Source organism: Thermus sp. CCB_US3_UF1 (assembly GCF_000236585.1).
GTDB lineage: Bacteria > Deinococcota > Deinococci > Deinococcales > Thermaceae > Thermus.
Map to the genome: position 1 here is coordinate 231,336 of NC_017278.1, position 24,835 is coordinate 256,170.

The window sequence follows — 24,835 nt, forward strand, 5'->3', positions numbered from 1 at the left end:
AGGCAAGGGTGAAGGTGGTGATGCCTGTGGGACCTTAGACCCAAGTCTCCCCAAAATCCGTAGGGCGGAACCCTTGTGGTCCGCTAGGCTTTAGGTTCCTGGGGCGGAGGTTTTCCTTCCGCAAGGACAGAGGAGGTTTGCGTGCGGGAAACCCGCATGGTCCACCTGGTGTTTCCCGGTGAGACCAACCACTACGGCACCCTTTTCGGCGGCACGGTCATGGCCTGGATGGACCAGGCGGCCTTCGTGGCCGCCACCCGCCACGCGAGGCGCAAGGTGGTTACCGTCCATTCCGACGCCGTGGACTTCCAGCGCCCGGTGCCCCTGGGCTCCATCGTGGAGCTGGTGGCCCGGGTGGTGGGGGTGGGGCGTACCTCCATGCGGGTGGCGGTGGAGCTTTGGGTGGAGCCCTTGGAGGGGGATAGGTACCTGGCGGCCAAGGGTGGGTTCGTGCTGGTGGCCTTGGATGGGGAGGGGCGGCCTGCGCCGGTCCCTCCCCTGGAAGGGGTGAAGGAATGACGGTGAGGACTTTGGCCTACGGTTTTCCCCGGCTGGGTCCGGACCGGGAGTATAAGCGCCTTTTGGAAGGCTTCTGGTCCGGGGAGGTGTCGGAGGAGGCCTTCCGGCAGGGGCTAGAGGGGTTGGAGGCCCTGCGGCTTGCGGCCTACCGCCGCCATGTGGACCTCTACCCCGTGGGGGAGATGAGCCTCTACGATCCCCTGCTGGACCTGGCGGTGATGGTGGGGGTCTACCCCATAGACCCCCAGGACCTGGGGGCCTACTACGCCCTGGCCCGGGGCAAGGGGGCCCTGCCCCTGCGGAAGTGGTTCGGCACCAACTACCACTACCTGGCCCCCCTGCTGCCCGAGGCGCCCCGCTACAAGCCCCACTGGAACAAGCCCCTGGAAGCCTTCCGCAAGCACCCTGAGGGGCTTCCCCACCTCCTTGGGCCCTATACCCTTCTCCGCCTGGCCCAAAACCCTCCAGAGGGAGGGGAGCGGGCCCGCCACCTCGAGGCCCTGGGCGAGGTCTACGCCGCCTTCCTTGGGGAACTCAAGGGGGCAGGGGCCCCCCTGGCCCTCCTGGAGGAGCCGGCCCTGGGCCTGGATGGGGCCGAGGAGGACCTCCCGGCCTTGGAAAGGGTTTATGGCCGCCTCCTGGAGGCCCTGCCCCTGGCCCTCCTCACCCCCTACCTCCTCCCCCGGCCGGAGGTGGGGGCGGGGCTTTACCCCCTTCCCTGGGCCGCGGCAAGCCGGGACCTCGAGGCCCCCCGGGGAGGCCCCAGGGTGCCCATCCTGGGGGTGGTGGAGGGGCAGGGGGTTTGGCGCACCCCCCTCCTGGAGGTGGCCCGCCGCCTGCGGGAGGCCTTGGGGGAGGGGGAGGTCTGGCTTGCCCCCCGGGCCCCCCTTTACCACCTGCCCTGGCGGGTGGGGTCCCCGCCCCCGGGTCTGGAGGGACGGCTGGCCTTTGCCGAGGAGAGGCTTGGGGAGCTTGCCCTCCTGGCCCGTCTCCTCCGGGGGGAGGAGGGGGCCCTGGCCGAGGCCCAGGCCTGGCGCGCCCCCGGGGAGCCCCCCAGGCTACCTCCCCTTTCCCCCCCTCCCGGGCCCCGTCCCCCGGGGCCTGTGCGCAAGGAAGCGCAAAGGGACCTCCCCCTGCCCCCCTTCCCCACCACCACCATCGGCAGCTTCCCCCAGACCCAGGAGCTACGCGCCCTCCGGGCCCGCTTCCGCTCGGGAAAGCTTTCCCCCGAGGCTTACGGGGAGGCCATACGGGAGGCCATCGCCCGGACCATCCGCTTCCAGGAGGCCGTGGGCCTGGACCTCCTGGTCCACGGGGAGCCGGAGCGGAGCGACATGGTGGAGTTCTTCGCCGAGCGGCTGGAGGGTTTCCACACCCACCCCTCGGGCTGGGTCCTCTCCTACGGCAGCCGGGTCTACCGCCCTCCCATCCTGGCGGGGCCGGTGCGGCGCAAGGGGCCCCTGGCCCTGGAGGAGCTCCGCTACGCCCAAAGCCTTACCCCCAAGCCCGTGAAGGCCATCCTCACCGGCCCCATCACCCTGGCCGCCTGGAGCTACCTGCCTGAGGGGGCCAGCTTCGCCGAGGCCGTCCTCCACCTGGCCGAGGCCATCGGGGAGGAGGTGCGGGCCCTGGAGGGGGCAGGCTTCCGCTTCCTGCAAATCGACGAGCCCGCCCTCCTGGAGAAGCTTCCCCTGCGGGCCGAGGCCCAGCCCGCCTATCTGGAGCTGGTGCGGGAGGCCTTCCGGCGGGCGGTGCCCGTGGGGCCGGGGGTGCAGGTCCACCTCCACCTCTGCTACTCCGAATACGCCGCCTTGAGGCCCTTTCTGGAGGCCATGGACCCCGATGTGGTGAGCCTCGAGGCCGCCCGGCAGGAGCCCCGCTTCCTGGGGGCCCTGGAGGGTCTGGACCTGGGCCTGGGGCCCGGGGCCTTCGACGTGCACTCCCCCCGGGCCGTGTCCCCGGAGGAGATGGAGGGGAGGCTCCTCGCCTACCTGGACCACATCCCCCCCTCCCGCCTCTGGGTCAACCCCGACTGCGGCCTCAAGACCCGTACCTGGCCCGAGGCCGAGGCCAACCTGAAGGCCATGGTGGAGGCGGCCCGGCGCCTTAGGGCCCGTTTTGGAGGCGAGGATGCTCACAGAACCTAGGGTCCACTACCGCCCCTACGAGTACCCGGGGCTTCTCCGCTTCCGGGATGCCATCCGGCACAGCTACTGGGTGCACACCGAGTTCAGCTACGCCGCCGACGTGCAGGACTACGCCCTGGTGGGGGAGGCCGAGCGGTCCCTGGTCCGGCGGGCCCTTCTCGCCATCTCCCAGGTGGAGCTTTCGGTGAAGCTCTTCTGGGCCCGGGTCTACGAGGTCTTCCCCAAGCCCGAGGTGGCCGAGGTGGGGATGACCTTTGCCGAAAGCGAGGTGCGCCACGCCAACGCCTACGCCCACCTCCTGGACCTCCTCTCCCTCTCGGAGGCCTTCCCCAAGGCCCTGGAGGAGCCCCCCCTGAAGGCGCGGCAGCGCCTCCTGGCCTCGGTGCTGGAGCGGGCCCGCGGGGGGAGCCTGCGGGAGTACGCCCTGGCCCTCCTCCTCTTCTCCGCCTTCACGGAGCACATCTCCCTCTTTTCCCAGTTCTACATCCTCATGGCCCTGAACCGCCGCCAGGGGCGGTTCAAGGGGATCTCCAACGCCATCGAGGCCACCAGCAAGGAGGAAAACCTGCATGGGCTCTTTGGGGTGGAGCTTCTCCGCCTGCTCAGGATGGAGCGGCCCGAGCTTTTCGTGGGCTTTGACGAGGAGGCCCTGGGCTTTGCCCAGGAACTCTTCCGGGCCGAAGAGGACCTCCTCTCCTGGCTTTTCGCCGGAGGGGAGCCCGAGGCCGTTGCCTTCGCCGAGGTGCGGGAGTTTCTCAAGGCCCGCTACAACGAGGTCCTGGCCCTCCACGGCCTGCCCAGGCCCTTTGCGGTGAAGGAGGAGCTCCTTCGGGACACGGACTGGTTTGCCCTGGAGCTTTTGGCGGACAAAGAGGTGGACTTCTTCAACAAGCGCTCCGTGGCCTACGCCCGGAGGGTGCAGAGCTACGATCCGGAAAGCCTTTTCTAGGAGGATGGCATGCGGAAGACGAAGCGGGAGTATGAACCCTGGTACTGGGCCAACGAATGGACCCGGCTCTACATGAGCCGGGGCTACCTCCTCCCCGGGGTTTCCGTGGAGGAGCGGGTGCGGCAGATCGCCAGGCGGGCCGAGGCCCTGACCCGGATCGAGGGGTTTGCCGAGAAGTTTGAGCGCTACATGGCCCGCGGCTGGTACTCCCTGGCCACCCCCATCTGGGCCAACTACGGCCTTGGGCGGGGCCTTCCCATCTCCTGCTATGGCACCTACGTGGAGGACGACACCGCCTCCATCCTGAGGGCCGTGGCCGAGATCGGGATGATGAGCAAGCAAGGAGGGGGGACCTCGGTCTACCTGGGCAACCTTCGTCCCCGGGGGGCCCCCATCCGGGACAACGGGGAGTCCAATGGCTCCTATGCCTTCGCCAGCCTCTTTGACCGGGTGATTGAGGTTTTCAACCAGGGCTCCACCCGCAGGGGGCAGTGCGCCGCCTACATCCCCATCGAGCACCCCGACTTCCCGGAGTGGCTCAGGATCCAGCGGGAGGGGTCGGAGATCCAGTCCCTCTTCTGGGGGGTTACCGTGGGGGACGCCTGGCTCGAGGCCATGGTGGCAGGGGACCGGGAGAAGCGGGAGCGCTGGGCCCAGGTTCTCAAAAGCCGGGCCGAGGTGGGCATCCCCTACATCTTCTTCCGGGATAATGCCAACCGGGCCCGGCCGGAGATCTTCAAGCGGCTTGGAGTGGAGATCCATGGGTCGAACCTCTGCGTCGTGGGGAGTTCCCTTGCGGTGACCTCGGAAGGCATACGCAGGGTGGAGGACCTTTACCGGGAGGGAAAACCCCTCACGCTCTTCGATGGGGAGAAGCCTGTACCAGCCTCACCGATGTACCTCATAGAGAGGGATGCCGACGTATACACCGTCATAACGAAATCTGGCAGAAGGCACACCGTAACCGGATACCACAAGGTGAAGACCCAAAGGGGCATGGTACCTGCCTTGGAGCTCAAGCCGGGGGATAAAATTGCCATCCAGCGGAACGAGGGTTTGTTTGGTTCTTACCACAACCCGGACCTGGCTTTTCTCCTTGGCCTGTACCATGGTGACGGCACGCAAACGGATAAGCAAATCTTTATAGACCTTTGGGAACATGACTTTGACCTGAAGGAGAAGATAGAGGCTTGCGTGGAGAGGGTGTACCTGGCGAACGGTTGGGATGCGTATGAGGTTTTTGTCCCCAGTGTGAGAACCGCCAGCAGAAGGGCCAGCATCCCCAGGTTCTACCCTACGCCTCAAGTGGGCAAAGAGAAAAAGCTTAGGCTTGGGAGCACAAAACTAAAGCAACTTGGCTTCGAAAAGTTCCTCATCCCGGACTGGATTTGGCAGGGAGACAAGGAGACCCAGGCGGCTTACCTTAAGGGACTTTTCTACGCTGATGGGACCGTTCGTGTTGGCGAATCTGAGGGGAACCCCATCCAGCTTGCCTTAGCCTCTGTCAACAAGGAATTCCTCCGTCAGGTCCAAATCATCCTCACCAATCTGGGGATCAACTCCAGGATTTATAAGCTTCATGATGCCGGAAATACTCTTCTACCAGATGGTCGTGGCGGGCATAAGGAGTACCCAACCAAGGACTCTTGGCGTTTGGTGATAGGGGATAAGAATTCTGCCCTAAAGTTTGAGGACCTAACAGGCTTCTTGTCCCGTAAAGGCGTGCATCTGGAGCGTCGGGAGTACCGGGACAACACAAAGAAGTGGGACGAAGTCGTGGCTGTGGAATACGCCGGGAAGGAGGACGTCTATTGTTGCACGGTCTACACAGATGAGCATGTGTGGGTTTGCGATGGAATAATTACATCAAACTGCACCGAAATTGCACTTCCCTCCACCCCAGAGGAGTCCTTTGTCTGCTGTCTCTCCTCCCTGAACCTCCTCCACTTTGACGAGTGGAAGGACACGGATGCGGTGGAGACCCTGACCATCTTCCTGGACTCGGTGCTGGACGACTTCATCGAGAAGGCCCAGGGCATCCCCTACATGGAGCGGGCCGTGCGCTTCGCCCGGCGCTACCGGGCCATCGGCATCGGGGTTTTGGGCTGGCACAGCTACCTCCAGTCCAAGGGCATTCCCCTGGAGAGCGCGGACGCGGTCTTCCTCAACGGGCTCATCTTCAAGACCATCCTGGAGCGGGCCGAGGAGGCCTCCCGCTGGCTCCGGGCCCGCCACCCGGAGGATGAGCTTGCCGAGCTCATGGAGAGGAGGAACGCAACCCTGATGGCCGTTGCCCCCACCAAGTCCAGCTCCTTCATCCTGGGCCAGGTTTCCCCCTCCATAGAGCCCTACACCAGCAACTACTACCTCAAGGACCTGCAGAAGGCCCGCGTGCCTTTCAAGAATCCCTTCCTGGAGGAGCTCCTCCGGGCCAAGGGCAAGGACGAGGAGCGGGTTTGGCGGAGCATCTTGGAGCACAACGGCTCCGTGCAGCACCTGGACTTCCTCACGGACGAGGAAAAGGACGTCTTCAAGACCTTTGCCGAGGTTTCCCAGAAGACCCTCATCAACCTGGCCGCTGGGCGGCAGCGGTACATCGACCAGGGCCAGTCCCTCAACCTGGTGATCCACCCCGAGGCCCCGCCCAGGGACGTGAACGAACTCTACCTCCACGCCTGGCGCTCGGGGCTGAAGGCCCTCTACTACCAGTTCAGCAGCAGCACGGCCCAGGCCTACAGTCGGGACCTCCTCCTCTCCTGCCGGGCCTGCGAGGGGTAGGCTGGATGGTAGGGGCATGCGGGTAGCCAGCCTGGTCCCCTCGGGCACCCTCCTCCTGCGGGCCCTAGGGGTGGAGCCCGTGGGGGTAAGCCACGCCTGCCCTAACCCTAGGGGGGCGGTGGTCCTCACGGAAAGCCTCATTCCCAAAGGCCTTTCCCAGGAGGAGATTGACCGCCGGGTGCGCGAGGCCTACGCCCAAGGGGCCTCCCTCTACCGGGTGCGGGGGGAGGCCCTGGAGGCCCTGGCCCCGGACCTCCTGGTGGCCCAAGGGGTGTGCGAGGTCTGCGCCGCCACCCCCCAGGAGGTGGCAGGCGCCCTGCGTTTCCTCTCCCAAAGGCCAAGGGTGCTGGAGCTTAGGGGCACCCGCCTGGGGGACCTCTTCGCCGAACTCCAGGCCCTAGGGGAGGCCACGGGAAGGGAGGGGGAGGCCCGGGCCTTGACCCAGGCCCTTAGGGAGCGGCTCCTGGCCCTTCCCCTGCCCTCCCATAGGCCCAGCGTGGCCTTCCTGGAGTGGCTGGACCCCCCGTACCTGGGGGGGCACTGGGTGGCGGAGGTGGTGGAGGGGGCCGGGGGGCGGTACCTGGGGCCGGGCCCCGGGGAGCGGAGCCGGAGGGTGGACCCTAAGGGGCTGCCCCAGGCGGAGGTGGTCCTCCTAGCCTTCTGCGGCTACAGCCTGGCCGAGGCCCAGGAGGCCGTGGCCCGCCACCTCTCCCGCGGAGGGTGGCTTGGGGAGTACCTGAGGGGGCGCCGGGCCTACCTCCTGGACGCCGCCCCCTTCCAGGCCCTGACCCACCTGACGGTGGAGGGGGTGGAGCTCCTTTCCCGCCTCCTCCGGGGGGAGGAGGGGGTGGAGGGCCTGGCCCTTCCCCTGGCCTGACCCGGCCCTGAAGGGAAGGTGATAGACCAAAGGCATGGCGAAGGTGCGCAGAACAGGCCCCGGTGCCCTTGCCCTCCTGGTCGGGCTTTCCCTGCTCCTGGCCGCCTGCGGGGGCCCTGCCGGATCCCTCCAGGACCCCCGCCTCGAGGTCCTGGAGGATATGCGCCGCCTGGGGCTACCCCCCGAGGTCATCGCCACCTATGGGGAGGCTTTGGAGAGCCTGGGGCCTCGCCTTGCCCCTCAGGGAACAGGGGACCTGCAACTGGTCCAGGCCATCGCCCTGGGGAGCGTGCCCCACTATGAGGCCTACTACGCCCGCCGCCAGGACTACCCCCAGTTCGACTGGAGCCGGGATGGGTGTTCTGCCCCCGAGGGCCTGGGCCTCGGGTATCGGGAGACCTTCCGGCCTGCCTGCAACGTCCACGACTTCGGCTACCGCAACTTCCCCCGGTTCCCCGAGCTCTATAACGAGAGGGGAAGAAGGCTTGCCGACGACAACTTCCTCGTCAACATGAACGCCATCTGCCGCCCCATGGGCCTGGTGAACCGGGCAGCCTGCTATTCGGCGGCCCACGCCTACTACTGGGCGGTCCGGGCCTTTGGGGGCGGGCACTTCTACCGTTAGGCGGCTTAGGGGGGAAGCCTCACATGGGGGGCAACACCGGGAGCCAGACGGCTACCCTGCTCATCCGCTCCATGGCCCTGGGCCAGGTGCGGCCCCGCCTTGGGGACTTCCTCCTCGTCCTCAGGCGCGACATCCCCGTGGCCCTGGGGGTGGTGATCGCCCTCCTCGAGGCCCTTCTGGCCTTTTTCTCCAAGGGGGTGGGCACGGAGATCCTTCTGGTGGTGGGCCTTTCCATGCTCACCACCACCGCCTTGGGGAGCCTGGTGGGGATTTTCCTACCCTTCCTGGCCAAGCGCCTGGGGGCCGACCCCGCCACCCTGAGCGCCCTGGTGATCACCTCGGGGATGGACCTCCTTGGGGTGATGGTCTACTTCGGCTACGCCTACGCGTTCCTGGGGGATTTGCTCCGCTAGGAGGGGCCCATGGGGCTTTGGGAGTTCGTCCTGCGCTTGCTGGTGGTCCCTCATCGGGGAGAAAGCAGCAACGTCTCCAGAGCCCAGCGGGGATAGGTACGGGCAGATCATCCGCTTTCCCCATGCCTCACCGGGCTTTTGAGGTAAAGTAGCAAAGGCGGTCTTGGCTGCCAAGGAGGCAAAACCATGGAGCGTAGGACTTTTGGTAAACTCCTAAAAACCAAGCTCACTGGCTGGGGCAAAAGGGGAGTCTTCTGAAGGATTTCGCGGGGAGAAAGGGTTGATACCATGCGAGGGGGAGAACTTATCTTGCAAGCGGGACTTGTGTTTTGGGTGCTGGTGGTCCTTTCGGTGTATGTTTTCTACCTTCTCCTCTACGCCCTCTTCCTCCTGCAGCGCGAAGGGAAGGTGGAGCCCTCCCTCCTCCTCCGCCTCGAGGGCCTAGCCCAGCTCGCCCCCTTGGTGGGCCTCCTGGGCACGGCCTTGGGGATGATCCAGGCCTTCCTGGCCCTTTCCGGGGAGGGGAACCCCCAGGGCCTGGCCAAGGGCATCGCGGAGGCCCTGGTGAACACGGCCATGGGCCTCCTGGTGGCCGTGGTGGCCTACGGGGGACGGGTTTTCCTGGAGCGGGGGAGATGAGGCCCCTCAACCTGGTTCCCCTTATCGACCTCTTCCTTCTCCTCGCCCTCTTCGGGCTTATGCTGGCCCAGTTCCCCGAGGCCCTCTCAGGGGGGATAGCCCAAGAGCGGGCCCTCCGGGTGGAACTCCCCCAGGGGGAAGGAACCCCGGGAGGAGGAGCGCTGCTCATTGAGCTTTCCCGGGATGGGAGGCTGGCCCTGGAGGGGAAACCCCTCCCCTCCCTGAAGGCCCTCGAGGAGGCCCTGAAGGCCCTCCCCCTAGGGGATAGGCCCGTGCGCCTGGAGGCAGACCGGGAAGCGGCCCACGGGCAGGTGGTGGCGGTGATGGAGGCGGTGCGTCGTGCTGGGGGAAAGGGAGTCCAGGTGGCGGTCAAGAAGTAGGCGGCGGGCCTTCCTCCTTTCCCTCCTCCTCCACAGCCTCCTCGGGTGGGGCCTCCTCCTCTACGACCTTTTGCCCCCCATGCTTCCCCAAGAGGGGGCATACACCTACACCGTAACCTTTCCTCTTCCTAGGCCGCCCGAACCTTCCAAGGCCAACGAGCCCCCTATGCCCAAGCCCAACTCCCCTCAAAGGGAGGCCCTTCCGGGGAAGGGCGAGGGGCGTCGGGAAGGGCCTGCGGATGGGGCCCCTTCCCAGGTTCGGGGAACCCCTCTTCCCCCCATGGGAGAAAGGCAAGGGTCTTCCTCCCAAAGGCTTCCCCTCAAGGGGTCCCAAAGGGGGAGGGAGGAAGGGGGAGAGGGAAAGCCCCTTGCCCCCACACCCTCCCGGGAGGCGGTAGGGCCTTTGGACCCCCGCCCTCCAGAGGTTCCTGGGGTGGAGGGAGAGGTGGGGAGGAGAGAGGGCCCCCTGGGGGCTCCCTTCCCTCCTCAGGAGGTAGCTCCCCAAGGAGCGGAAGCCCCTGGAGGGGCCAAGGAGGAAACCTCTCCCTCCCTCGGACAGGCGCCCTCCCCAGGGCCCAAAGAGGAGCCCCTGTCCCAAGCAAGGAGTCCTCTCCTGGGGGAAAAGAAAGAAGAGATCTCCCCTGGGAACGGGAAGGCTCAACTCTCCTCCGGGGTGGAGGCCCTTCGCAACGGGCAAGGGTCTTCCCCAGTTCCTACAGGGGAGCCTCTCTCCCAAGGAAGGGCCCTTTCCCGTGGGGAAGGGGAAGGGGAGGCCCTAGGGAGGGCTTCCCGGGAAGGTCTAGGTCGGGAGGGCCTCCCTCCCGTGGGAAAGGGGGGTAGCGGGGAGGAGGGGGCCCGGTGCGCCGTGGTGGTGGAACTCCGGGGCCTCCCCTACGCCCAGGGGCCCTCTCCCGCCATCCTGGACCCCCAGGGGAGGCTCGTCTGGCCCGACCCCAAGAGGGTGCAGGGGGTACCCACGGAGGTGGTGGACCGCTCGGGCATCGCCCTCTTTTTCCGCCCGGGGGAGTTCCGGGAGGAGGCCTACGGGCGGGTCTACCGGGTGCGGGCCCTCGCCACCCGCCCTCGCACCCCGGGAAGCCGCTTCCCCGAGTTGGTGGTGGTGGGGGAGGAGGAGGCGAGGCTCCTCCTGGGAGCGCCCCCCACCTGCCAGGCTGTCTTCATCCGCTAGGAGGTAGAGGATGCGCAAAGGGTTCGTCCTGATCCCCCTTTTGGTTTTGGTCCCCTCCCTGGCCTGGTCCCCCGCCCCCACCCTCGAGGAGGCCCAGGGGGTGGTGGAAGGGGTCTACAGCCGCCTGCCCCGCCTCCCCGTGGCCTGGGAGAGCGAGGCCCCCCCTTGGCGTCCCTGGCGGGGGGAGTGCCCCTCCTCCGGGGGGAGCCGCCCCGTGGCCGTGCGGGTGGGGGGGCAGCTGGAGGTGGTGGAGATCCTGGCGGAAAGGGCGCGGAACGAGTTCCGCCGGGTCCGGGCCCAGGAGGTCCTGCCCCAGGCCAAGCGCTTCCTGCCCGACGGCCACCTGCGGGTCTACCTCACGGTGGAGGGGCTGGCCCGCCTGGAGTGGCGGGAGGCCTACACCCTGGGGGCCCTGGTGGGGGATAAGCCCAGGCGGGCCTACCGGGTCACCTATTTGGACGACTGGCAGAAGGAGGAAAAGGGGTACCGGGGGACCCTGGTCTTCTACCTGGACCTCTCGGAAGGGGTGGACCCCCAGGGGGAGCTTCTCCTCCTCCTCATGACCGAGGCCGAAGCGGACTGCGTCTACGCCTTGTCCGTGCCCCTCGGGCGGTTCCGATAGGCTAGACCCTATTTCCTGAGGAGGCTTGGTGGGGATGAAGCTTTGCAGACCAACCATGATGAAGAAGCAGGGTGGAACCTCCTTGGGGTAGTCCATACGCGTTGCTCCCAGAACCCCTGGTCCAAAGACACCAGGGTCCTTATCTGCAAGAGGCGGTAGCCCGGTTCAGCCTCCATTACAAGGCGGGCTGGCGGGTCCTGCGGGAAGGGGAGGCCTAGACGAAGAACAGGCTGCTGGGTTGGATGCGGCCCTGGGGGAAGCTTCCCACCCGGGCCCGCTCCTTCACCAGGCGGTCGGCCAGGTGCAAGGGGGCGGGCAGGCGGGGAAAGAGGAAGCCGCTGGGAGGGTACAGGCGGGTCAGGTGGTAGACTTGCCGCGCTACCTCCTCCAAGGGGGTTTCCCCTGCTTCCCGCACCACCTTGAGGGGCCTCGGCGTACCCCGGCCTTCCCGGTGCACGGTGAGGAGCAGGAAAGCATCCCCTTCCAGGGGGAGGAAGACCCCGTCCCCCAACCGGCCCCGCACGGGATAGATCCGTCCACCCCCTGTCTTGCGCACGGAGATGAGGTCGTAGCTGATCTCCTCCTGGCGTAGCCCTTCCAGGGCCAGGCGGAACTCCCCTTGCGGGATCCGCCCATCCCGGAGGAGGAGGACGTGGCGGGGAAAGCGGCCGTAAGCGTTGTGAAACCCCTTTAGGGTATTCGCCAGCAGGTCCCAGGCTACCCGTTCGGGGATGCGTTCCCCCACCTGGGCCTCCGGAAGGGCCCAGCCGAGGAAGCTTCCGTCCCCCGTGGTGGCGCAGGCGGCGCCGCCAAAGCGGAGGGTATCCCGGCCCCCGGCATCAAACCCCACGGCCAGCTCGGCGGCATACCTCCCTTCCAGGGCCACCACCGGCCAGCCCAGCTTGGCCAGGAGGCCCAGGAGGGCATTGGCCATCCGGTGCCGATCCCCAGGGCCGAGGGGGGTGTTGAGGAGCTGGGTGGGTAGGCCTTCCTGCAGGGCTAGGGCCTTGAGGCGGTTCCGCCTTTCCGGGCTCAAGGGTGGGGTGAGGACCAGAAGGGCCTCGGCCCCTTGGGCCCGGATCCCCTCCAAGGCCTGGCGGAAGGCCAGTTCCCGCTCGGGTAGGGGTGTCTGCCCTATGAGAAACCTCATGGACACCCCGCTGGCCCGGGCTACCCCCTTTAGGGCCTCGAGGAGAAGAGGAGGCCATCCCTGGCCCCCGTCCAGGCGGAGAAGGGCCACCGTGGCCTCCCGGGCCCCCAGGGCCCCCACCCTAAGGGCGTCCGCGGGCTTGCCCACCCGCTTACCCCCATGGGCCCGCAGCTGGGCTTGCGGAAGGCGCCGGGCCTGGACCCGGAGAGGGCGGGCTTCGGGGAGGCCGAAAAGTCTCTGGGCCACCACCCGGGCCACCTGCTCGGCGTCCTTCCGGCGCGGCTCCGGTGGGATCTGCAGGGCCAGGGGTTCTTCCAGCTCCTCCAGGGTGAGGACGGGCACCAAGAGCCCGGTGAGGTGGGGGGTTTCCTTGGCCCTCCTGGGGTCCCGCACCCAGACCACCCGCCCCGGGGATCCCCCTTCCCAGTGCCCCTTTTGCTTGTGGTAGGCGAGGAGGCTGAGCCCGTTCTCCAGGAGGACCTCCTCCGGGGCCTCCTCCCCCAGGCGGACCACCTCCCACACCCCCCGGTAGCCTCCCCCGTAGGCGTTGCGGGCCCTGGCGGGAAGGGGATGCCCCTGGGCCAGCCACCCCTCGAGGTCCAGGGTGGCCTCGAGGCGGTGGACCAGGTCCACCTCCAGCAGCCATCGGCCCTCAGGGTCCACCATCAGGTCCAGCTCGGCTCCCCGTAGAAGCCGCCATCCGGGGCCTTCTCTTAGGGGTTTGAGGCCAAGGAGCCGCCGGCCCTCAACGCGGTAGCCTTTGGGGAAGGCCTGCTGCAGGCCAAGCTCCAGGCGCCGCCGGGCCAGGGCGTTCAGGGCCTCCCGGTCCCCAGGCCGGGCGGGGTCCAGGGGGCGCCGGCCCTGGGGCAGAAGGCGGTAGGCGTGGGACCCCCTACTCCCCGCCACTTGCCCCTCCAAGGCCAGCCCTTCCGGTAGCGACCAGGAAACCAGGCCTGTACCGAAGCGGGCCACCATGGGGCCCACCTGCCGGGCCAGGCGGCCCAGGAGGGCGTAGGTGGCCTCGGGTTCCGGGGGAGGGTCCAGCTGCACCTGAAGGAGCCAAGGGGAGGCTTCCTCCTCCTCCAAGGGGCGCAAGGGGAAGCGGTTCAGGAAAACTTCCACGGTCTGCACAGGGCCTATCATAAAGGCGTGCAGCTTCCCAGGCTCCTCCTCGCGGCCCCCCATTCCGGGGCGGGGAAGACCACCTTGGCCCTGGCCCTCCTCCAGGCCCTCCGGGAGCGGGGCCTGGCCGTCCAGCCCTTCAAGGTGGGCCCGGACTACATCGACCCCACCCACCTGGAGCTGGCCTCGGGCCGGCGCCCCTACAACCTGGACGGCTTCTTCCTGGACGGGGAGGGGCTCCTCTCCCTCTTCCGCCACGGGGCCAGGGGGGCGGACCTGGCCCTCATCGAGGGGGTCATGGGCCTCTTTGACGGCAAGGACCCCCAGGGCCGGGTGGGCTCCACCGCCCAGGTGGCGAGGCTCCTCCAGGCCCCCGTGGTCCTGGTGGTGGACGCGGGGGGGATGGCGGGCTCCATCGCCCCCCTGGTCCAGGGGTTTGCCCGCTTTGACCCCGGGGTGCGGGTGGTGGGGGTGCTGGCCAACCGGGTGGGCTCGGCGCGCCACGCGGAGATCCTGAGGGAGGCCCTGGCCCCCTTGGGCCTCCCCCTCCTGGGCTGGCTGCCCCTGGACCCTGGCCTGGAGCTTCCCGAGCGGCACCTGGGTTTGGTGCTGGCGGGGGAGGTGCGGCCTCCCCTGGAGGCCCTGAGGAAGGCCCTCCGGCTGGACCTGGAGGGGCTCTTGCGCCTGGCAGGGGAGGCCCCGCCCCTGCCCGAGGCCCCCCCCTTCCTCCCCGAAAGGCACCCCCCCAGGGCCCGGGTGGCCTACGCCTGGGACCGGGCTTTCCGCTTCTACTACCCCGAGGCCCTGGAGCTCCTGGAGGCCCTGGGGGCCGAGCTCATCCCCTTTAGCCCCCTGGCCGATGGGGCCTTGCCCCAGGCCGAGGCCCTCCTCCTGGGGGGTGGCTACCCCGAGCTCTTCGCCCGGGAGCTCTCGGAGAACACCCCCATGAGGGAGGCCATCCGCCGCTTCAGGGGGCCCGTGGTGGCCGAGTGCGGGGGGTACATGTACCTCTCCCGGGGGCTTTGGGTGGGGGAGGCCTTCTTCCCCATGGTGGGCCTGGTGCCCGGGGAGGCGCGGATGGGGGAGAGGCCGGTCCTGGGCTACCGGGAGGTGGAGGCCCTCCGGGATAGCCCCCTGGCCCAAAGGGGGGAGGCCTTCAAGGGGCACGAGTTCCACTACGCCCACCTCCCCCCTTCCCCGAGCCCCGCTTGGCGCCGGGTGGGAGGGGAGGAGGTGGAGGGGTACACGGACGGGAGGGTCCTGGCCAGCTTCGTCCACCTCTACCTGCCCGCCAGGCCCCAGGGGGCCCTACGCCTTCTCCTCAGTGCCCAGAACCCCCTAGGGTAGAGGTTTGGGGAGGGTTCTCTGGCCGCGGTTTTCCCTCGGGGAGGCCTCTTTCACCTCACCCTGGCCGAGTTGGCCGAAGAGGTGGGGGAGCTGGATGAGCCTACCCCCATGGGAGTCGCTTTTATGGGAAGGTGTGCTCCGAAGGGGGTTTTTATCCTTTTTCTTGATGGATTTGTGGTATCCGCGGGCTTGGCTTTGATAAAGCACTATCTTTAGTAGCGGGAGGTGAAGCCTACCCCGGGTAGGAATAACCCTACCCGGCTTTTGCCTTGGGTGGACTTCAAGGAGATCCTGGGCGCAGGCCTCTACAGCTACGAGGAGGGGGTCCGCCACCCCGGTTGGGAGCGGGAGTGGTCCAACCCCCTCAGGGAGACGGAGGAGGACGGCTTCCAGAGCTTCGCCCACAGGGAGAGGCGGCCCTTCCCCTTCCAGGCCTTCTGGGAGTTTCTGCAAGGCCTTCCCCCTATGTCCTCTGGGCCAAGGGGTTTGTGCGCCTCGCCCACCATCCCCCGGCTCTCCTCTTCCCAAGCGGAGGAGAGCCTGGCCCCTCGAGGCCCTAGAGGAGGTGGAAGCCCATCCAGAGGTTCCCTACCTGGACCTAGGCGGAGAGGAGGAGGCCACGGAAATCGTTTTCATCGGCCAGGGGATCCTGCGGCGGCAGGAGCTGGAACGGGCCCTGGCCGTTTGTCTGGGGTAGAGGACCAACCCGCGGACCTCCGGTCCCGCCCACGCTCCTCTGGGCGTTGGGGTGCTTGTCCCTGCAGGATGTCCATGGGGTCCTCGAGGCGCCCTCCCGCCGTAGCCCTGGATTGGGCATGTTCTTGCCCCCACGGGGCAAGGCTTTGGGGAAAGGGGAACCCCCCTCCCAGAGGCAGGCACCGTGCCCTGGCGGAAGGGCCTGGGAGGGGTATCCTATGGGGGATCACCACGGAGGAACGCCTCCTCAAGCTGGAAGGGATTGTGGAGGCGGTGGTGCGCCTTCTCCCCGAACGGAAGCCTGGAAGGCAGGCTGGAGGCTTTCCGGCAGGAGCTCAGGGGGGAGATCTAGGCCCTGAGGGGAGAGACCAGGCAGAGGGTAACCGTCCTGCGGCAGGAGATGGAAAGGGGTATCGCCGCTTTGTGGCAGGAGGTTAAGGCTGAAATCAACACCCCCTTCAACCGCCTCATGCTGGTCTTCACCGGCCTAGGGGTGGTCCTGCCCCTCCTAACCCTGCTGCGCTGAAGGGCATGGTTTCCCCCAAGGGCTTAGGCCCTAGGGCTGACCGGGAGCAGAAGTATCAGGTGGCCTGCCCATCCCCGGCCTCCGGGAATGGCCCTGCGGGCCGAAATCTCCCGGCTTTCCCCCAGGTGGCTTGGGTTGCCTGGGGTTTGGTTTTGGAAAATACTTTTGCTGTGCATTGGGCCTTGGTGTCTCTGGTGGGCAATGACCCTGCCCCCGGGGCCATGGGGGCTAGGGTCTTCCTCAGGCGCTTTGCTGCTTCCACCCCTGCGCCCCGTGTCTTTTTGGTGAGGGACCACTCGCCCGAGGAACCCCTACGGCGGCCCCGCCTCGAGGCCCTCCAGGGATGGCTGCACGGCCTTGGCTTCAGGGTGGAGTGGGTGGACTTGGGCTTTGTGGAAGGCCACCAGGAGCCCCTGGTTCTCAACCTAACCGGGGGGGACAAGGCCACCTTCTTCCGCCTTTACCGCCTGGCCTCGGCCCGGGGATGGCCAGGCTTTCTCATCGAAGCCCACGGCGCCCAGCCGGTCTTGGTGGAGCTTTCGGGGTGGGTGGGACCTCTTCCCAAGGAGGAAGGCCTCTCCCTCGAGGACTACCTCGCCCTCTACGCCCGCCCGGCGGGCGCCAAACCCCGAGGGGAGCCTGGCCGGGTCCCTCCCGCCTTGGCCGGGGTTTCCTGGACTCTCCTGGACCTCGAGGGAGAGGAGGTGCTCTATGGGGTGGAAGCAGGACGCCCTCTGGTTTTCCTGCCTCGCCCCCACCCGGCCTTTAAGGACCAGGTCAACCGCCTAAGGGAAAAAGCCAAGCGCCTGGGCGGGCAGCAAGCCCTAGGCGTGGCCCTCCTGCCCATGGACAAGGTCCTGGGCCAGCACGAGAACAACCGCGAGTGGGTTCTGGCCCACTACCAGACCTACGCCCGCGAGGCGGGGGTCTTAGCCCTTGATCCCCGGGAGGAGGGGGCCTTGGGGCGCGCCCTTTCCCTACCCTCTCCAAACCCGGGGGCCAAGGACCTGCCCTTCCGGCCCCCGGAGGCCGGTCCCGTTCTCCTGGGCCTTCTGAGCGAGCAGCCCATCCCTCTCCTGGCCTCTTTCCTGGTCCATCGGCCCAAGGAGGTGCTGCTGGTGTCCACGCAGGACCTGGAAAGGCGCCTGGGCCGGCTGGCCTCGGCCCAGGCAGCCTTTTCCCGTTTGGGGGCCCGGGTGCAGGTGCGGCAGGTATCGGGTCCATGGGCTTTGGACGAGGTGGAAGCCCTTTTCGCTCCGGTGCTTGGGGCGATCCAGGCCCGGGGGCTTTCCGGGGTAGCCAACCTGGCCGGGGGAACCAAGGCCATGGCCCTGGGCCTGCTCCGGGTCCTTCCCCCGGGCTTCCGGGTGGAGTACCTTCGGGGGAGCACCCTTGAGGGGCTCCCAGAGGGGGATCCCCTGCCCGTGCCCTGGGCCGAGGTGGGGCCGGAGGCGGTGTTGCACCTTTATGGCTACCAGTTGGAGAGGGACCCGAAGCTGGGGCAGATCCAGCCCCACCAGGAAGTGTTGGCCAGGGCGGAGGAGTTTTTGCGCCACGTGGAAGACCCCCAGCGTGCCAGGGCCTTCTTGGAGGCATGGGAGAAAAGTTTTGCCGCCGAGGCGGAGGGTTTCAGGCTACGCTGGAGGGACTTGCGGCCCAGCGCGGGGCTGGCCCTAGAGTACCTGGCCTTCTTCCACCTGCACCGCCTGCTTACCCCTAGGGGGGCCAGGGTGGAGCCAGGTGCCCACCTACGCCCCCTTTGGGCCCACCCTGGGCTGAACCCCAGGGAGGTGGACGGCTTGGTCTGGCACCGGGGGAGCCTGGCCTTTGTGGAGTGCAAGCCCGACCTCCGCTCGGCCCTCTCCAAACACCAGGAGGACGCCGCCCTCTTCGTGCTGCAGGAAAACTTCGGCGGGGTGTTTGGCCGTGGCCTCCTTCTGGTCCAGCGGGGAAGGTGGAAACCTCACGAGAAACCCCCGGCGGAGCTTCCCTGGGTCCTGCGCAACCCAAGGCTCCGTCTCCTCAGCCTCGAGGGCGGAACCCCATACCCCGGGGGCCGGGTCTACGCCTTCCCTGAGGAGCTAGAGGAAGCCCTCAGGGATTGGGGATGGCCCTAGAGAACCCCCAGCTTTTGCAACACCTGCCTGAGGGTTTCGCTCCTTTTGGCCCACGCCTTGAGGTCCGCGGCGTTTTGTAGGAACTTCCTTTCCTCCATGGCCTCCTTGAGGCCTCGGAGCTCCTGGGGGCTGAGCCCCAGGATGGCCTGCGCCTCCCTTTCCAGGAAGGCCGGGAGATCCCGGTACTTGGTGGACCTGAGCTGGGTGCGAAGGGCCTCGTAGGCTGGGCTGGAGGCGGCCTGGGGGGGTGAGGGGGCGGATTCTCCCTCCAGGTCCATCCTCCCGTACCCCGAGGCCGTCTTGGCCCCTACCCCCTCCTCCCTGAGGGCCCAAGCCAGGATGCGCCAGGCGGCCTGGAGCCAGGGCCGGGCCTCCTCCCGGGGTACGCCCGGGGCCGGGGCCAGGGCCAGGAGGAAGGTGCCCTTGACGCTCAGGAAAGGGACGGGCACGGGGCTATCCCAGTCCGCTGGGGGGGCTCCCCCACCCCCGTAGTAGTCGGCGTGGTGGGGGTTCATGAGGTCGGGGTGGATCCTCCAGGTCTTGGGGTAGGGGAGGGCGTCAAAGAAGACCACCGCCCCCTGTTCCTCCGTGGTGCCGAAGAGGCCCGCCTGGGCCTCACCCCGGGGGTCCCTCCGCCAGGCCTCCCCTTCCAGGTAGAGGTGGGCGTAGCGGCTGGCCAGGCCCTTGAGGGCCGAGCCGGGGATATAGGGGACGCTGTAGGTGCGGTGGAGGGTGAGGCTGGTCTCCAGTACCCCCTCTCCCCCCAGGCCCACCACCAGGCGGCTCCGGGTGGTGGCGCGCCGCGTTTCCGCCCCCATGGCTTCCAGGGCCTCCAGGTAGCGGGCGAAAAAGGCCCCGTACCCCTGGGGCTCGGCGATTCCCGCCACCTCCTTGACCAGCCTGCCCTTGGCCTCGGTGTCCTCCCTTTCGGCCTCGGCCAGGTACTTGTCCAGCCAAAGCCCCCGGTGGGTCCCCTGCGGGTCCAGCCGAACCCCTTGCAGCGCCTCCCTGCGTCCCATGGCTAATCCTCCAAAAGGGCCTGGGCAAAGCGCTTGAACCACTCCGCCACCTGGAGGACCTCCCGGGTAAGCCTCAGGTACTGGAGGAGCTCGGCCCTCCTGGCCGCCTCCGCCAAGGCTTCCAGGTTTCCGTGGCCCAACACGGCGGCCAGGTCGTCCCCCACGGCCCTATGGCCCTCCTTGCCCCGGGAGTGGACGAAGGCCAGGGCCTGCGAAAGCCCCGCCTGGCGTACCAGGACCGGGAGCTTCAGGGCCATGTCCTGGTACTCCTCCCGCTTTTCCCAGTCCTTGCGGGCCCGGACCCTTTCGTAGGCCGCCTGGGCCCAGTTCTGCGAGCGCGTCCGCACGGGCTACCTCCCCACCCTGACCCGGCAGAGCCCCCGGCCCACCGTGGCCTTACCCCCAAGCTGCAGGGCCTGGCCGTCCACAAGGCCTTGGAATAGCTCCAGCACGCTTGCGGCGCCCAAGGGTTTGGTCTTGCGATGGGAGGCCTCGGTCCGCACCAGGCTGTAGAGCACGCTTTCCGCCGGCAGGCTTTCCTCGTACCAGAGGGCCCCCCTGGCCACGGTTTTGGTGGTGTCCTCCAGGCGGATGCGGGCCACCACCTCGGTGGCGGTTTCCAGGAGAAAGCCCATGAGGTCGTCGTGGACCACGGCCATCCGGCCCCCTACCGGGGCCTGGGTCTGCTGGGAGAGCCATGCCTCCCAAGCCCCCACGGCCTCCCCCGCCTGGGCCCGAAGGTCCAGGTCCTCGAGGAAAACCCGCCCCTCGGCCGCCAGGTGGGACCCGGGGGCCACGGCCACCCCTTCCTGGGGGGGAGCCGCCGGCCCCTCGGGCGGGTTGAGGCCCACCATCCTGGCCTCCCTCAGGAAGCGTTCCAGGAGGTAGGGGCTCGTCACATGGGCGAAGACCCCGTAAAGGCTCCGCACCGGGAGGAGGAGGAGCCTGGCGTCCCCCACCTGGAGGGCTCCCGCATGCTCGGAGGCCCTTTCGGTCTCCGGGCCGAAGACCGCTTCCAGGGTGTCCTCGTCCCAGCCTTCCCCTCGAGCCCGGTCCCGCAACACCCCTTTGAGGGAGCTGCCCGGCAGGTAGGGGATGCCCGTGGCCTTCTCCCGGGCGATGGGCAGGTCGATGGCCCCAAGGCCTTGCCCCGTCCCCGGGTGCAAAGGGGAAAGGGCGTGCAGGAAAAGGAGCGCTGTGGCATGTCCTTTCATCGTCCACCTCCAGCCCTGTTCTCCAGGTACCTCAAGAAAGCCCTGAGGGGGTCCACCTCCCCTCCCAAGGGCTCTATCCTCTGGGCCTCCTCTGGGGTCAGGCCGACCTGCACTTCCCAGGACCGCTTTTTGTCATGGGTTTCCAGAACCGCCCTGTCCCCTGGCACCCCGCTTCCCTCCAGGATGGCCACCAGGGTTATCCCCTTCCCCAGGGGGCGAAGGATGAGGGGGCTTGCCAGGCGGTCGGTGCCCTCGAGGGGGGGCTTCAGAGTGGTGTCGGGGGGGTCTCCTTCGTCCTTGAAGTGGAAGATGATGGGCAGGCCAAACCGAGCCCGGGGAAACTTGCCCACGGGATGGCGGGGTGGGTGGCGGGGATGGTTCCTGCCCGTGAGGCGGCGCACCTGGTCGGGCTCGGGCCAGCGGGAGCGGCCAGGATTCCTGGGGTCGTCCTTGGCCCGCCTTTGCCGGAAGGCTCGGTAGGCTTCGGCCACCTCCCGCCACGAAAGGCCCATGACCCGCACCAGGCTCTTAGGGGTCAGGTGGGGCACCCCTGGGGGCCAGCCCCTTTCCCGGCTGTAACGCCGGAGCTGGGCCCGGATCCCCTCCTCCGTAGGGGGGGAGGACCCCTCCAGGGCCAGGGCCCCAAACCCCCGGCGGGTGCGGCCCCCTATCCCGCCAAAGGTTTCCCAGGCCCAAAGGGCGGCTTCCAGCTCCTCCTTGGGGTCCAGGCCTTCTATGCGCTCGGGGCAAGCCAGGCGGAGGCGGAAGCGCACCCCTACCCGCACCGGGTGGTTGACGGGGTCCTGGCGGGTGCGCTGCAAGGGGAAGGCCAGGTAGGGGTGGGCTATATCAGACCGGCCTCGGGGGAAATTTTTGCCGGGGAGGTCCTGGAAGGCCGCTTCCTCCTTGCCCTCCTCCACCACCTCCAGCTCCACCGCCAGCGGGGAGGCCCCGCCCTCCCCCGCATGGCCAAAGAGGCTTGCCTCCAGCCGCCAAAGCCGTCCCAGGTCCCCCTCGGCCTGCCACCCCCGCACCGCCCGCCACCAGAAGCGCAGCTGCCCCCGCACCTCCGTGGCCCGCACCACGCTCACGGGGTCGGCCCTCTTGGGCTCCACTCCCCCGCCAAACAGGGGGGTGAGCAAGAGGTAGCTGCGCTCCCAGGTGAGGATTCTCACCCCGTCGCGCCGCACCAAGCTTCCCCCCGCCTCCCGCTTCCTGGGCCCGAAGGCTTCCTGGAACTTCCTCATACCTCCTCCCAGCGCCAGGGCTTCCCCGACCATACCCCCAAGGCGGCGAGCCCAAACCCATCCTTGCGGTCCGTCTCCTCCTCGGAGAGGTTTTGCAGCCAGACCTTTTCCGCAAAGGCACGGACTTCTTCCCGGCTCCACTCCCCCGGCAACCTCACGAAATACACGCTTCCCGGGGGCACGGCCCTGCGGGTGGGCTTGGGCCTGCCCTTCTTTAGGTCCCACCCCGAGACCACCACGGGCCGGCCCACCGCGGCCCCCACCACTTGGGCCCCCAAGAAGGCGTCTTTTTCAGGCAGGTAGCCCTTGCGGAAGAAAGCAGGGGTGAGGAGGACGATGCGGGCGGCCCTATGCTCCCAAAGGGCTTCCAGGAGCCCTGAGGGCATGGGGGGCAAGGGGGGGCCGCCCCGGCGCCAGTAGGCCAAGCGGCGTTCCCCCCCCAAGGGATGGATCCCCTCCACCTCCACCCCGTCCTCGGGCCAGAGGGCCAGGGCAAGGCGGTGTGGGCGGCCATCCCCTTCGCCCCTCCTGTAGGCAAACTCCAGTCCAGAGGTCTGGAACAGGGCCCCTTCCCGGGCGGTCCCCGCTTCGGGCCTAAGGCTCACGTGGGTGCGCACCTCGATGGTGGGGCCCCCGTGCCCCTTGGGTTGGAAGCCCTCTGGGGCTTCCTCCAAGAGCCAGCGTTGCCAGTCCTCCCAGTACCAAAAGGCGGGCAGGGGGGAGGGCTTCCCCTTCAGGCCCGTCTTGGGTAACCCCACGGGGAACAGGCCCTGGGGCAGGTTGGTGCCAGCCCCTTCGGGTACCTCTAGGGGCCTTAGGGCGTAGACCCTTTCCCCCAGCTTCAAGGCATCCAGGGGTCGGGGTGCCAGGAGCCGCCACCCCGTTTCTGCCTCTTCGGCCAGGAGGGGCCCTTTGAGGCCCCACTCCCGTACCCGGTCCGCGTCCTGGGGGAAGGAGAGGCCCTCCTCCATCCCCCGACGCGCCCGGTAGGCCCCGGCCAGGGTCTGGGGCAGGGGGAAGGCGAGGCTATGGGCCCTGGCCCCCGGGCTGTTGGTGAAAGGCCTGCCATCCCGGACGATCAGGGGGTCGCGGGGCTCAATGAGCATCCCACACCTCCCGGCTTTCCACGGGGATGCCGGCCTGGTCCAGGGCCTCGGCCAAGGGCCGGGCCAGGATCAGCTCCTGGGCCAAGCGCTCCACATCCCGTGCGTTCTGGATCCAGTCCGAAAGCTCCTGGCGGTATTTTTTTTCCATGGCTTTCCTTCCCAGGATGCGCAGGGCCTCGGCCACCAGGGCCTCTTCGGAAAGCCCTTTCCGCCAAGCCAGGAGTTCCCTAAGCTCGTGGGCGGCCCTCGAGGGCACCTCCCCTGCCCGCAGGAGGTCGGCGTAGCGGAGGAGCCGCTGGGTCAGCCGGGGGGTTTCGTCCCACCGCCCCCGGACCAGGAGCTCCGAGCCCGAGCGGGGGCTGTAGGCCACGCCCAGGGCGTTCCTCTTTTCGTCCTCGGGGGTGCCCTCCGGGCCCTCCTTGGCCAGCCTCTCCGCCTTGCGGGCCAGCTCCAGGGCGTCCTGCAGGGGCTCGAGGTGGTGCACCACGGCGAGGCCCACGGAGAGGCTTGGCTTGCCCTCGCCCCCGCCAAACCGGGCCATGACCTCCTGGAAGCGCCTGGCCAGGGCCCAGGCCGTCTCCAGGGCCCGGTGCAGGGGGAGGAGGGCCAGGACATCGTCCCCCCCAGAGTAGACCAGCCCACCCCCGCGGCCTTGCACCAGCTCCCGGACCTGGGCGGCGAAGTCCAGGGCCAGGGCCCGGGAAAGCTCGCGGTGGGCCTCAGGGGTCTTCTGCCGGTCAATCGCCTCTCCCATCCGGTCCCCATCGGCGTGGAGGAGGGCGTAGTAGCTCCCGGGGCTGCCCAGTCCCAGTTCCCCAAGGAGGCGCCTCAGGCGCCCCCGTGCCTCCTCCAGGCGCCTCGGATCCTCCCCCAAGGCGGGGAACTCCTCCAGGCGGCTTTCGTAAAGAAGGCGCACGTCCCACTCCCAGAAGGGGGTGTCCCTCAGGGCGGGGTGGCGGGTGTTCCCCTTGGCCTCCTCCCCGGCCAGCTGGGCCAGGTCCTCGAGGCCCTTGCGGAAAAGCCCCTCTTTGCCTGCCTTGCGCACCCCTTCCCAAAAGGGCAGGGCTGCCATGTGGATGGTGCTCACAAACCCTCCTTCCGCCTCCCACCAACGCTTCAGGAGGTCCGGCCCCGAAAGGTACTCCCCTTCCCGCAGGCCCAGGCGGAGGCGGACCCGGAGGGCCTCTGCCCTGGACTCGGGCAGGAGCAGAACGCTTTCCCGCGCCCCGTCCAAGGAGCTTTTGTAGGCAGGGCTTCCCCAGGACACCGGTCTGAAGTCCCGGGTGTTCTTCCGGGCTCCCAGGAGGGCCATGACCCGCTCCCGCGCCTGGGGGTAGTCCCCTTGCAGGGGCAGATGGGCGTAGTAGCCCTCCAGCAGGTCCCCCACCTGGTCTAGGGCCGCCTCCAAGCTCACGTAAGCACGCCGCCCTTCCCGGGTGAAGAGCTCCTTGGCCTTTTCCCTTAGGTACTCCCGGGCTGCCCCAAGGGCTACCTCGGCCAGGGCGCCTGGGTCCAGCCCCTCGGATACCCTGGCTAGCAGGACGTTGGGGATGCCCGCTTGGCCCAGCTTAGCTAGCTCTTCCTTTGTCTTGGGGGCGGGGAAGATGAGCCTCTCGGGGCCAAGGCGCTCGGCCAGAACCTCCGCTGCCTTGCCCGCGGCCTCGGAGAGGAGGCGGCTCCCCGCGTAGAGGTCACGGGTGCGGCGGGCGGTGGCGATGAAGTCCTGCACCGGCCCTAGGCTGATGGCCAGCAAGCTTTCCATAACCCCTCCCAGTTTACCTCAAGGCTCTCCTTCAGGGATTCCCGGGGCTCACAAGCGTTCCAGGGGAAGGACTTCCAGTTCCAAGGAGGGAGCCCCTTCCTCCTGAAGGGCCTTCAAGAGCTCCCGGCCCAGTTGTTGTACCTGCTCCACCTGCTTTTCCGTGGGCACCAAGAGGCCGTGGATGAGGAGGGGTTGGTTCCGGCTCTGTAGCACGCCCACAAGGTCCTGCAGCCCCTTGACCTGCTTGGCCTTCAGCACCGGGTCTTCCAGTACCCTAAGAAAGGCCATCAGCTCCAGAAGCCCTGTTTCAAACCCTCATAGGTACGGTCAGAACTCGGGTTCCTGGACGGGCATACTTCACCCCCATCCTGTCGTTTCAAACCCTCATAGG

The 24,835-nt window shown here is 68.1% G+C and carries 24 protein-coding genes and 1 CRISPR repeat array (1 of these 25 running past the window's edge); of the genes, 15 read left to right on the forward strand and 9 right to left on the reverse strand.

Translation table 11 applies throughout. The features are described 5' to 3' along the window. Positions 1 to 156: 156 nt before the first annotated feature. The 11 genes from TCCBUS3UF1_RS01000 to TCCBUS3UF1_RS01050 all read left to right on the forward strand — a co-directional run bounded on the left by TCCBUS3UF1_RS01000 (position 157) and on the right by TCCBUS3UF1_RS01050 (position 11,138). Positions 157 to 519: an acyl-CoA thioesterase gene (locus TCCBUS3UF1_RS01000; RefSeq protein WP_041433929.1), complete on the forward strand. Its 363-nt coding sequence runs from the start codon at positions 157 to 159 to the stop codon at positions 517 to 519. After that, complete coding sequence (metE, locus tag TCCBUS3UF1_RS01005; protein ID WP_081477219.1) at positions 516 to 2,666, forward strand: 5-methyltetrahydropteroyltriglutamate--homocysteine S-methyltransferase; 2,151 nt, start codon at positions 516 to 518, stop codon at positions 2,664 to 2,666. Before TCCBUS3UF1_RS01000 ends, metE begins: the two co-directional genes overlap by 4 nt. Then, positions 2,650 to 3,615: a ribonucleotide-diphosphate reductase subunit beta gene (locus TCCBUS3UF1_RS01010; RefSeq protein WP_014514627.1), complete on the forward strand. Its 966-nt coding sequence runs from the start codon at positions 2,650 to 2,652 to the stop codon at positions 3,613 to 3,615. The genes metE and TCCBUS3UF1_RS01010 overlap by 17 nt, the downstream gene beginning before the upstream one ends. A 9-nt stretch (positions 3,616 to 3,624) precedes the next feature. Beyond that, positions 3,625 to 6,393: an LAGLIDADG family homing endonuclease gene (locus TCCBUS3UF1_RS01015; protein WP_014514628.1), complete on the forward strand. Its 2,769-nt coding sequence runs from the start codon at positions 3,625 to 3,627 to the stop codon at positions 6,391 to 6,393. 16 nt (positions 6,394 to 6,409) lie between these two features. Beyond that, a complete protein-coding gene (locus tag TCCBUS3UF1_RS01020) occupies positions 6,410 to 7,270 on the forward strand; it encodes an ABC transporter substrate-binding protein (protein ID WP_014514629.1) in 861 nt (286 codons plus the stop codon). A gap of 34 nt (positions 7,271 to 7,304) precedes the next feature. Continuing rightward, a complete protein-coding gene (locus tag TCCBUS3UF1_RS01025; RefSeq protein ID WP_014514630.1) occupies positions 7,305 to 7,895 on the forward strand; it encodes a phospholipase A2 in 591 nt (196 codons plus the stop codon). Positions 7,896 to 7,918: 23 nt separating this feature from the next. Continuing rightward, positions 7,919 to 8,308 carry a magnesium transporter gene (locus TCCBUS3UF1_RS01030; RefSeq protein ID WP_014514631.1) on the forward strand — a complete coding sequence of 130 codons (390 nt, stop codon included), beginning with the start codon at positions 7,919 to 7,921 and terminating at the stop codon, positions 8,306 to 8,308. 324 nt (positions 8,309 to 8,632) lie between these two features. Next, positions 8,633 to 8,947, forward strand: coding sequence for a MotA/TolQ/ExbB proton channel family protein (locus tag TCCBUS3UF1_RS01035; protein WP_231291403.1), 315 nt, complete (start codon positions 8,633 to 8,635; stop codon positions 8,945 to 8,947). Then, the gene (locus tag TCCBUS3UF1_RS01040) at positions 8,944 to 9,327 is read left to right on the forward strand and encodes a biopolymer transporter ExbD (RefSeq protein ID WP_014514633.1); all 384 of its coding nucleotides are present in this window, start codon (positions 8,944 to 8,946) and stop codon (positions 9,325 to 9,327) included. The genes TCCBUS3UF1_RS01035 and TCCBUS3UF1_RS01040 overlap by 4 nt, the downstream gene beginning before the upstream one ends. 823 nt (positions 9,328 to 10,150) lie before the next feature. After that, entirely contained in the window at positions 10,151 to 10,516 is a 366-nt protein-coding gene (locus TCCBUS3UF1_RS11765; protein WP_155983235.1) for a hypothetical protein, read from the forward strand. 10 nt (positions 10,517 to 10,526) lie between these two features. Then, positions 10,527 to 11,138 carry a hypothetical protein gene (locus tag TCCBUS3UF1_RS01050; RefSeq protein WP_014514635.1) on the forward strand — a complete coding sequence of 204 codons (612 nt, stop codon included), beginning with the start codon at positions 10,527 to 10,529 and terminating at the stop codon, positions 11,136 to 11,138. A 214-nt stretch (positions 11,139 to 11,352) separates the two neighbouring features. Here TCCBUS3UF1_RS01050 and TCCBUS3UF1_RS01055 read toward each other — a convergent pair whose 3' ends face one another. Further along, a complete protein-coding gene (locus TCCBUS3UF1_RS01055; protein WP_155983236.1) occupies positions 11,353 to 13,419 on the reverse strand; it encodes an argonaute PAZ domain-containing protein in 2,067 nt (688 codons plus the stop codon). 18 nt (positions 13,420 to 13,437) lie between these two features. Here TCCBUS3UF1_RS01055 and TCCBUS3UF1_RS01060 point away from each other — a divergent pair, with 18 nt between their 5' ends. Next, positions 13,438 to 14,757, forward strand: a complete 1,320-nt coding sequence (locus TCCBUS3UF1_RS01060) for a cobyrinate a,c-diamide synthase (RefSeq protein ID WP_014514638.1) — start codon at positions 13,438 to 13,440, stop codon at positions 14,755 to 14,757. Here TCCBUS3UF1_RS01060 and TCCBUS3UF1_RS11770 read toward each other — a convergent pair. Continuing rightward, positions 14,749 to 15,162, reverse strand: coding sequence for a hypothetical protein (locus TCCBUS3UF1_RS11770; protein WP_155983237.1), 414 nt, complete (start codon positions 15,160 to 15,162; stop codon positions 14,749 to 14,751). The two genes, TCCBUS3UF1_RS01060 and TCCBUS3UF1_RS11770, sit on opposite strands and share 9 nt — an antisense overlap. Positions 15,163 to 15,322: 160 nt before the next feature. Here TCCBUS3UF1_RS11770 and TCCBUS3UF1_RS11970 point away from each other — a divergent pair, with 160 nt between their 5' ends. The 3 genes from TCCBUS3UF1_RS11970 (at position 15,323) to TCCBUS3UF1_RS01070 (ending at position 18,096) form a co-directional block, all read left to right on the forward strand. Next, a complete protein-coding gene (locus tag TCCBUS3UF1_RS11970; protein WP_231291404.1) occupies positions 15,323 to 15,454 on the forward strand; it encodes a GTP-binding protein in 132 nt (43 codons plus the stop codon). A gap of 399 nt (positions 15,455 to 15,853) precedes the next feature. Further along, positions 15,854 to 15,979, forward strand: coding sequence for a hypothetical protein (locus TCCBUS3UF1_RS12265; protein ID WP_014514641.1), 126 nt, complete (start codon positions 15,854 to 15,856; stop codon positions 15,977 to 15,979). A gap of 170 nt (positions 15,980 to 16,149) precedes the next feature. Then, on the forward strand, positions 16,150 to 18,096 hold the full coding sequence (locus TCCBUS3UF1_RS01070; protein ID WP_155983238.1) for a hypothetical protein: 1,947 nt from the start codon (positions 16,150 to 16,152) through the stop codon (positions 18,094 to 18,096). On the opposite strand, the gene cmr6 is transcribed toward TCCBUS3UF1_RS01070, so the two are convergent. The 7 genes from cmr6 to TCCBUS3UF1_RS11560 are packed head-to-tail and all read right to left on the reverse strand — an operon-like array spanning position 18,093 to position 24,732. Continuing rightward, positions 18,093 to 19,115 (reverse strand): type III-B CRISPR module RAMP protein Cmr6, encoded by a 1,023-nt coding sequence (gene cmr6 / locus TCCBUS3UF1_RS01075; RefSeq protein ID WP_014514643.1) that lies wholly within the window; start codon positions 19,113 to 19,115, stop codon positions 18,093 to 18,095. The genes TCCBUS3UF1_RS01070 and cmr6 overlap by 4 nt on opposite strands. A gap of 2 nt (positions 19,116 to 19,117) precedes the next feature. Beyond that, entirely contained in the window at positions 19,118 to 19,462 is a 345-nt protein-coding gene (gene cmr5 / locus TCCBUS3UF1_RS01080; RefSeq protein WP_014514644.1) for a type III-B CRISPR module-associated protein Cmr5, read from the reverse strand. 3 nt (positions 19,463 to 19,465) lie between these two features. Next, positions 19,466 to 20,329, reverse strand: coding sequence for a type III-B CRISPR module RAMP protein Cmr4 (gene cmr4 / locus TCCBUS3UF1_RS01085; protein WP_014514645.1), 864 nt, complete (start codon positions 20,327 to 20,329; stop codon positions 19,466 to 19,468). After that, positions 20,326 to 21,576 (reverse strand): type III-B CRISPR module RAMP protein Cmr1, encoded by a 1,251-nt coding sequence (gene cmr1 / locus TCCBUS3UF1_RS01090; RefSeq protein WP_014514646.1) that lies wholly within the window; start codon positions 21,574 to 21,576, stop codon positions 20,326 to 20,328. Before cmr1 ends, cmr4 begins: the two co-directional genes overlap by 4 nt. Next, positions 21,573 to 22,682, reverse strand: coding sequence for a type III-B CRISPR module-associated protein Cmr3 (locus tag TCCBUS3UF1_RS01095; RefSeq protein WP_014514647.1), 1,110 nt, complete (start codon positions 22,680 to 22,682; stop codon positions 21,573 to 21,575). The genes cmr1 and TCCBUS3UF1_RS01095 overlap by 4 nt, the downstream gene beginning before the upstream one ends. Next, positions 22,672 to 24,444 (reverse strand): type III-B CRISPR-associated protein Cas10/Cmr2, encoded by a 1,773-nt coding sequence (cas10, locus tag TCCBUS3UF1_RS01100; protein ID WP_014514648.1) that lies wholly within the window; start codon positions 24,442 to 24,444, stop codon positions 22,672 to 22,674. Before cas10 ends, TCCBUS3UF1_RS01095 begins: the two co-directional genes overlap by 11 nt. 48 nt (positions 24,445 to 24,492) lie before the next feature. Beyond that, positions 24,493 to 24,732 carry a hypothetical protein gene (locus TCCBUS3UF1_RS11560; protein WP_014514649.1) on the reverse strand — a complete coding sequence of 80 codons (240 nt, stop codon included), beginning with the start codon at positions 24,730 to 24,732 and terminating at the stop codon, positions 24,493 to 24,495. 16 nt (positions 24,733 to 24,748) lie between these two features. Continuing rightward, positions 24,749 to 24,835: a CRISPR direct-repeat array (repeat unit 30 nt; unit sequence GTTTCAAACCCTCATAGGTACGGTCAGAAC); it runs 1,091 nt beyond the window's last position.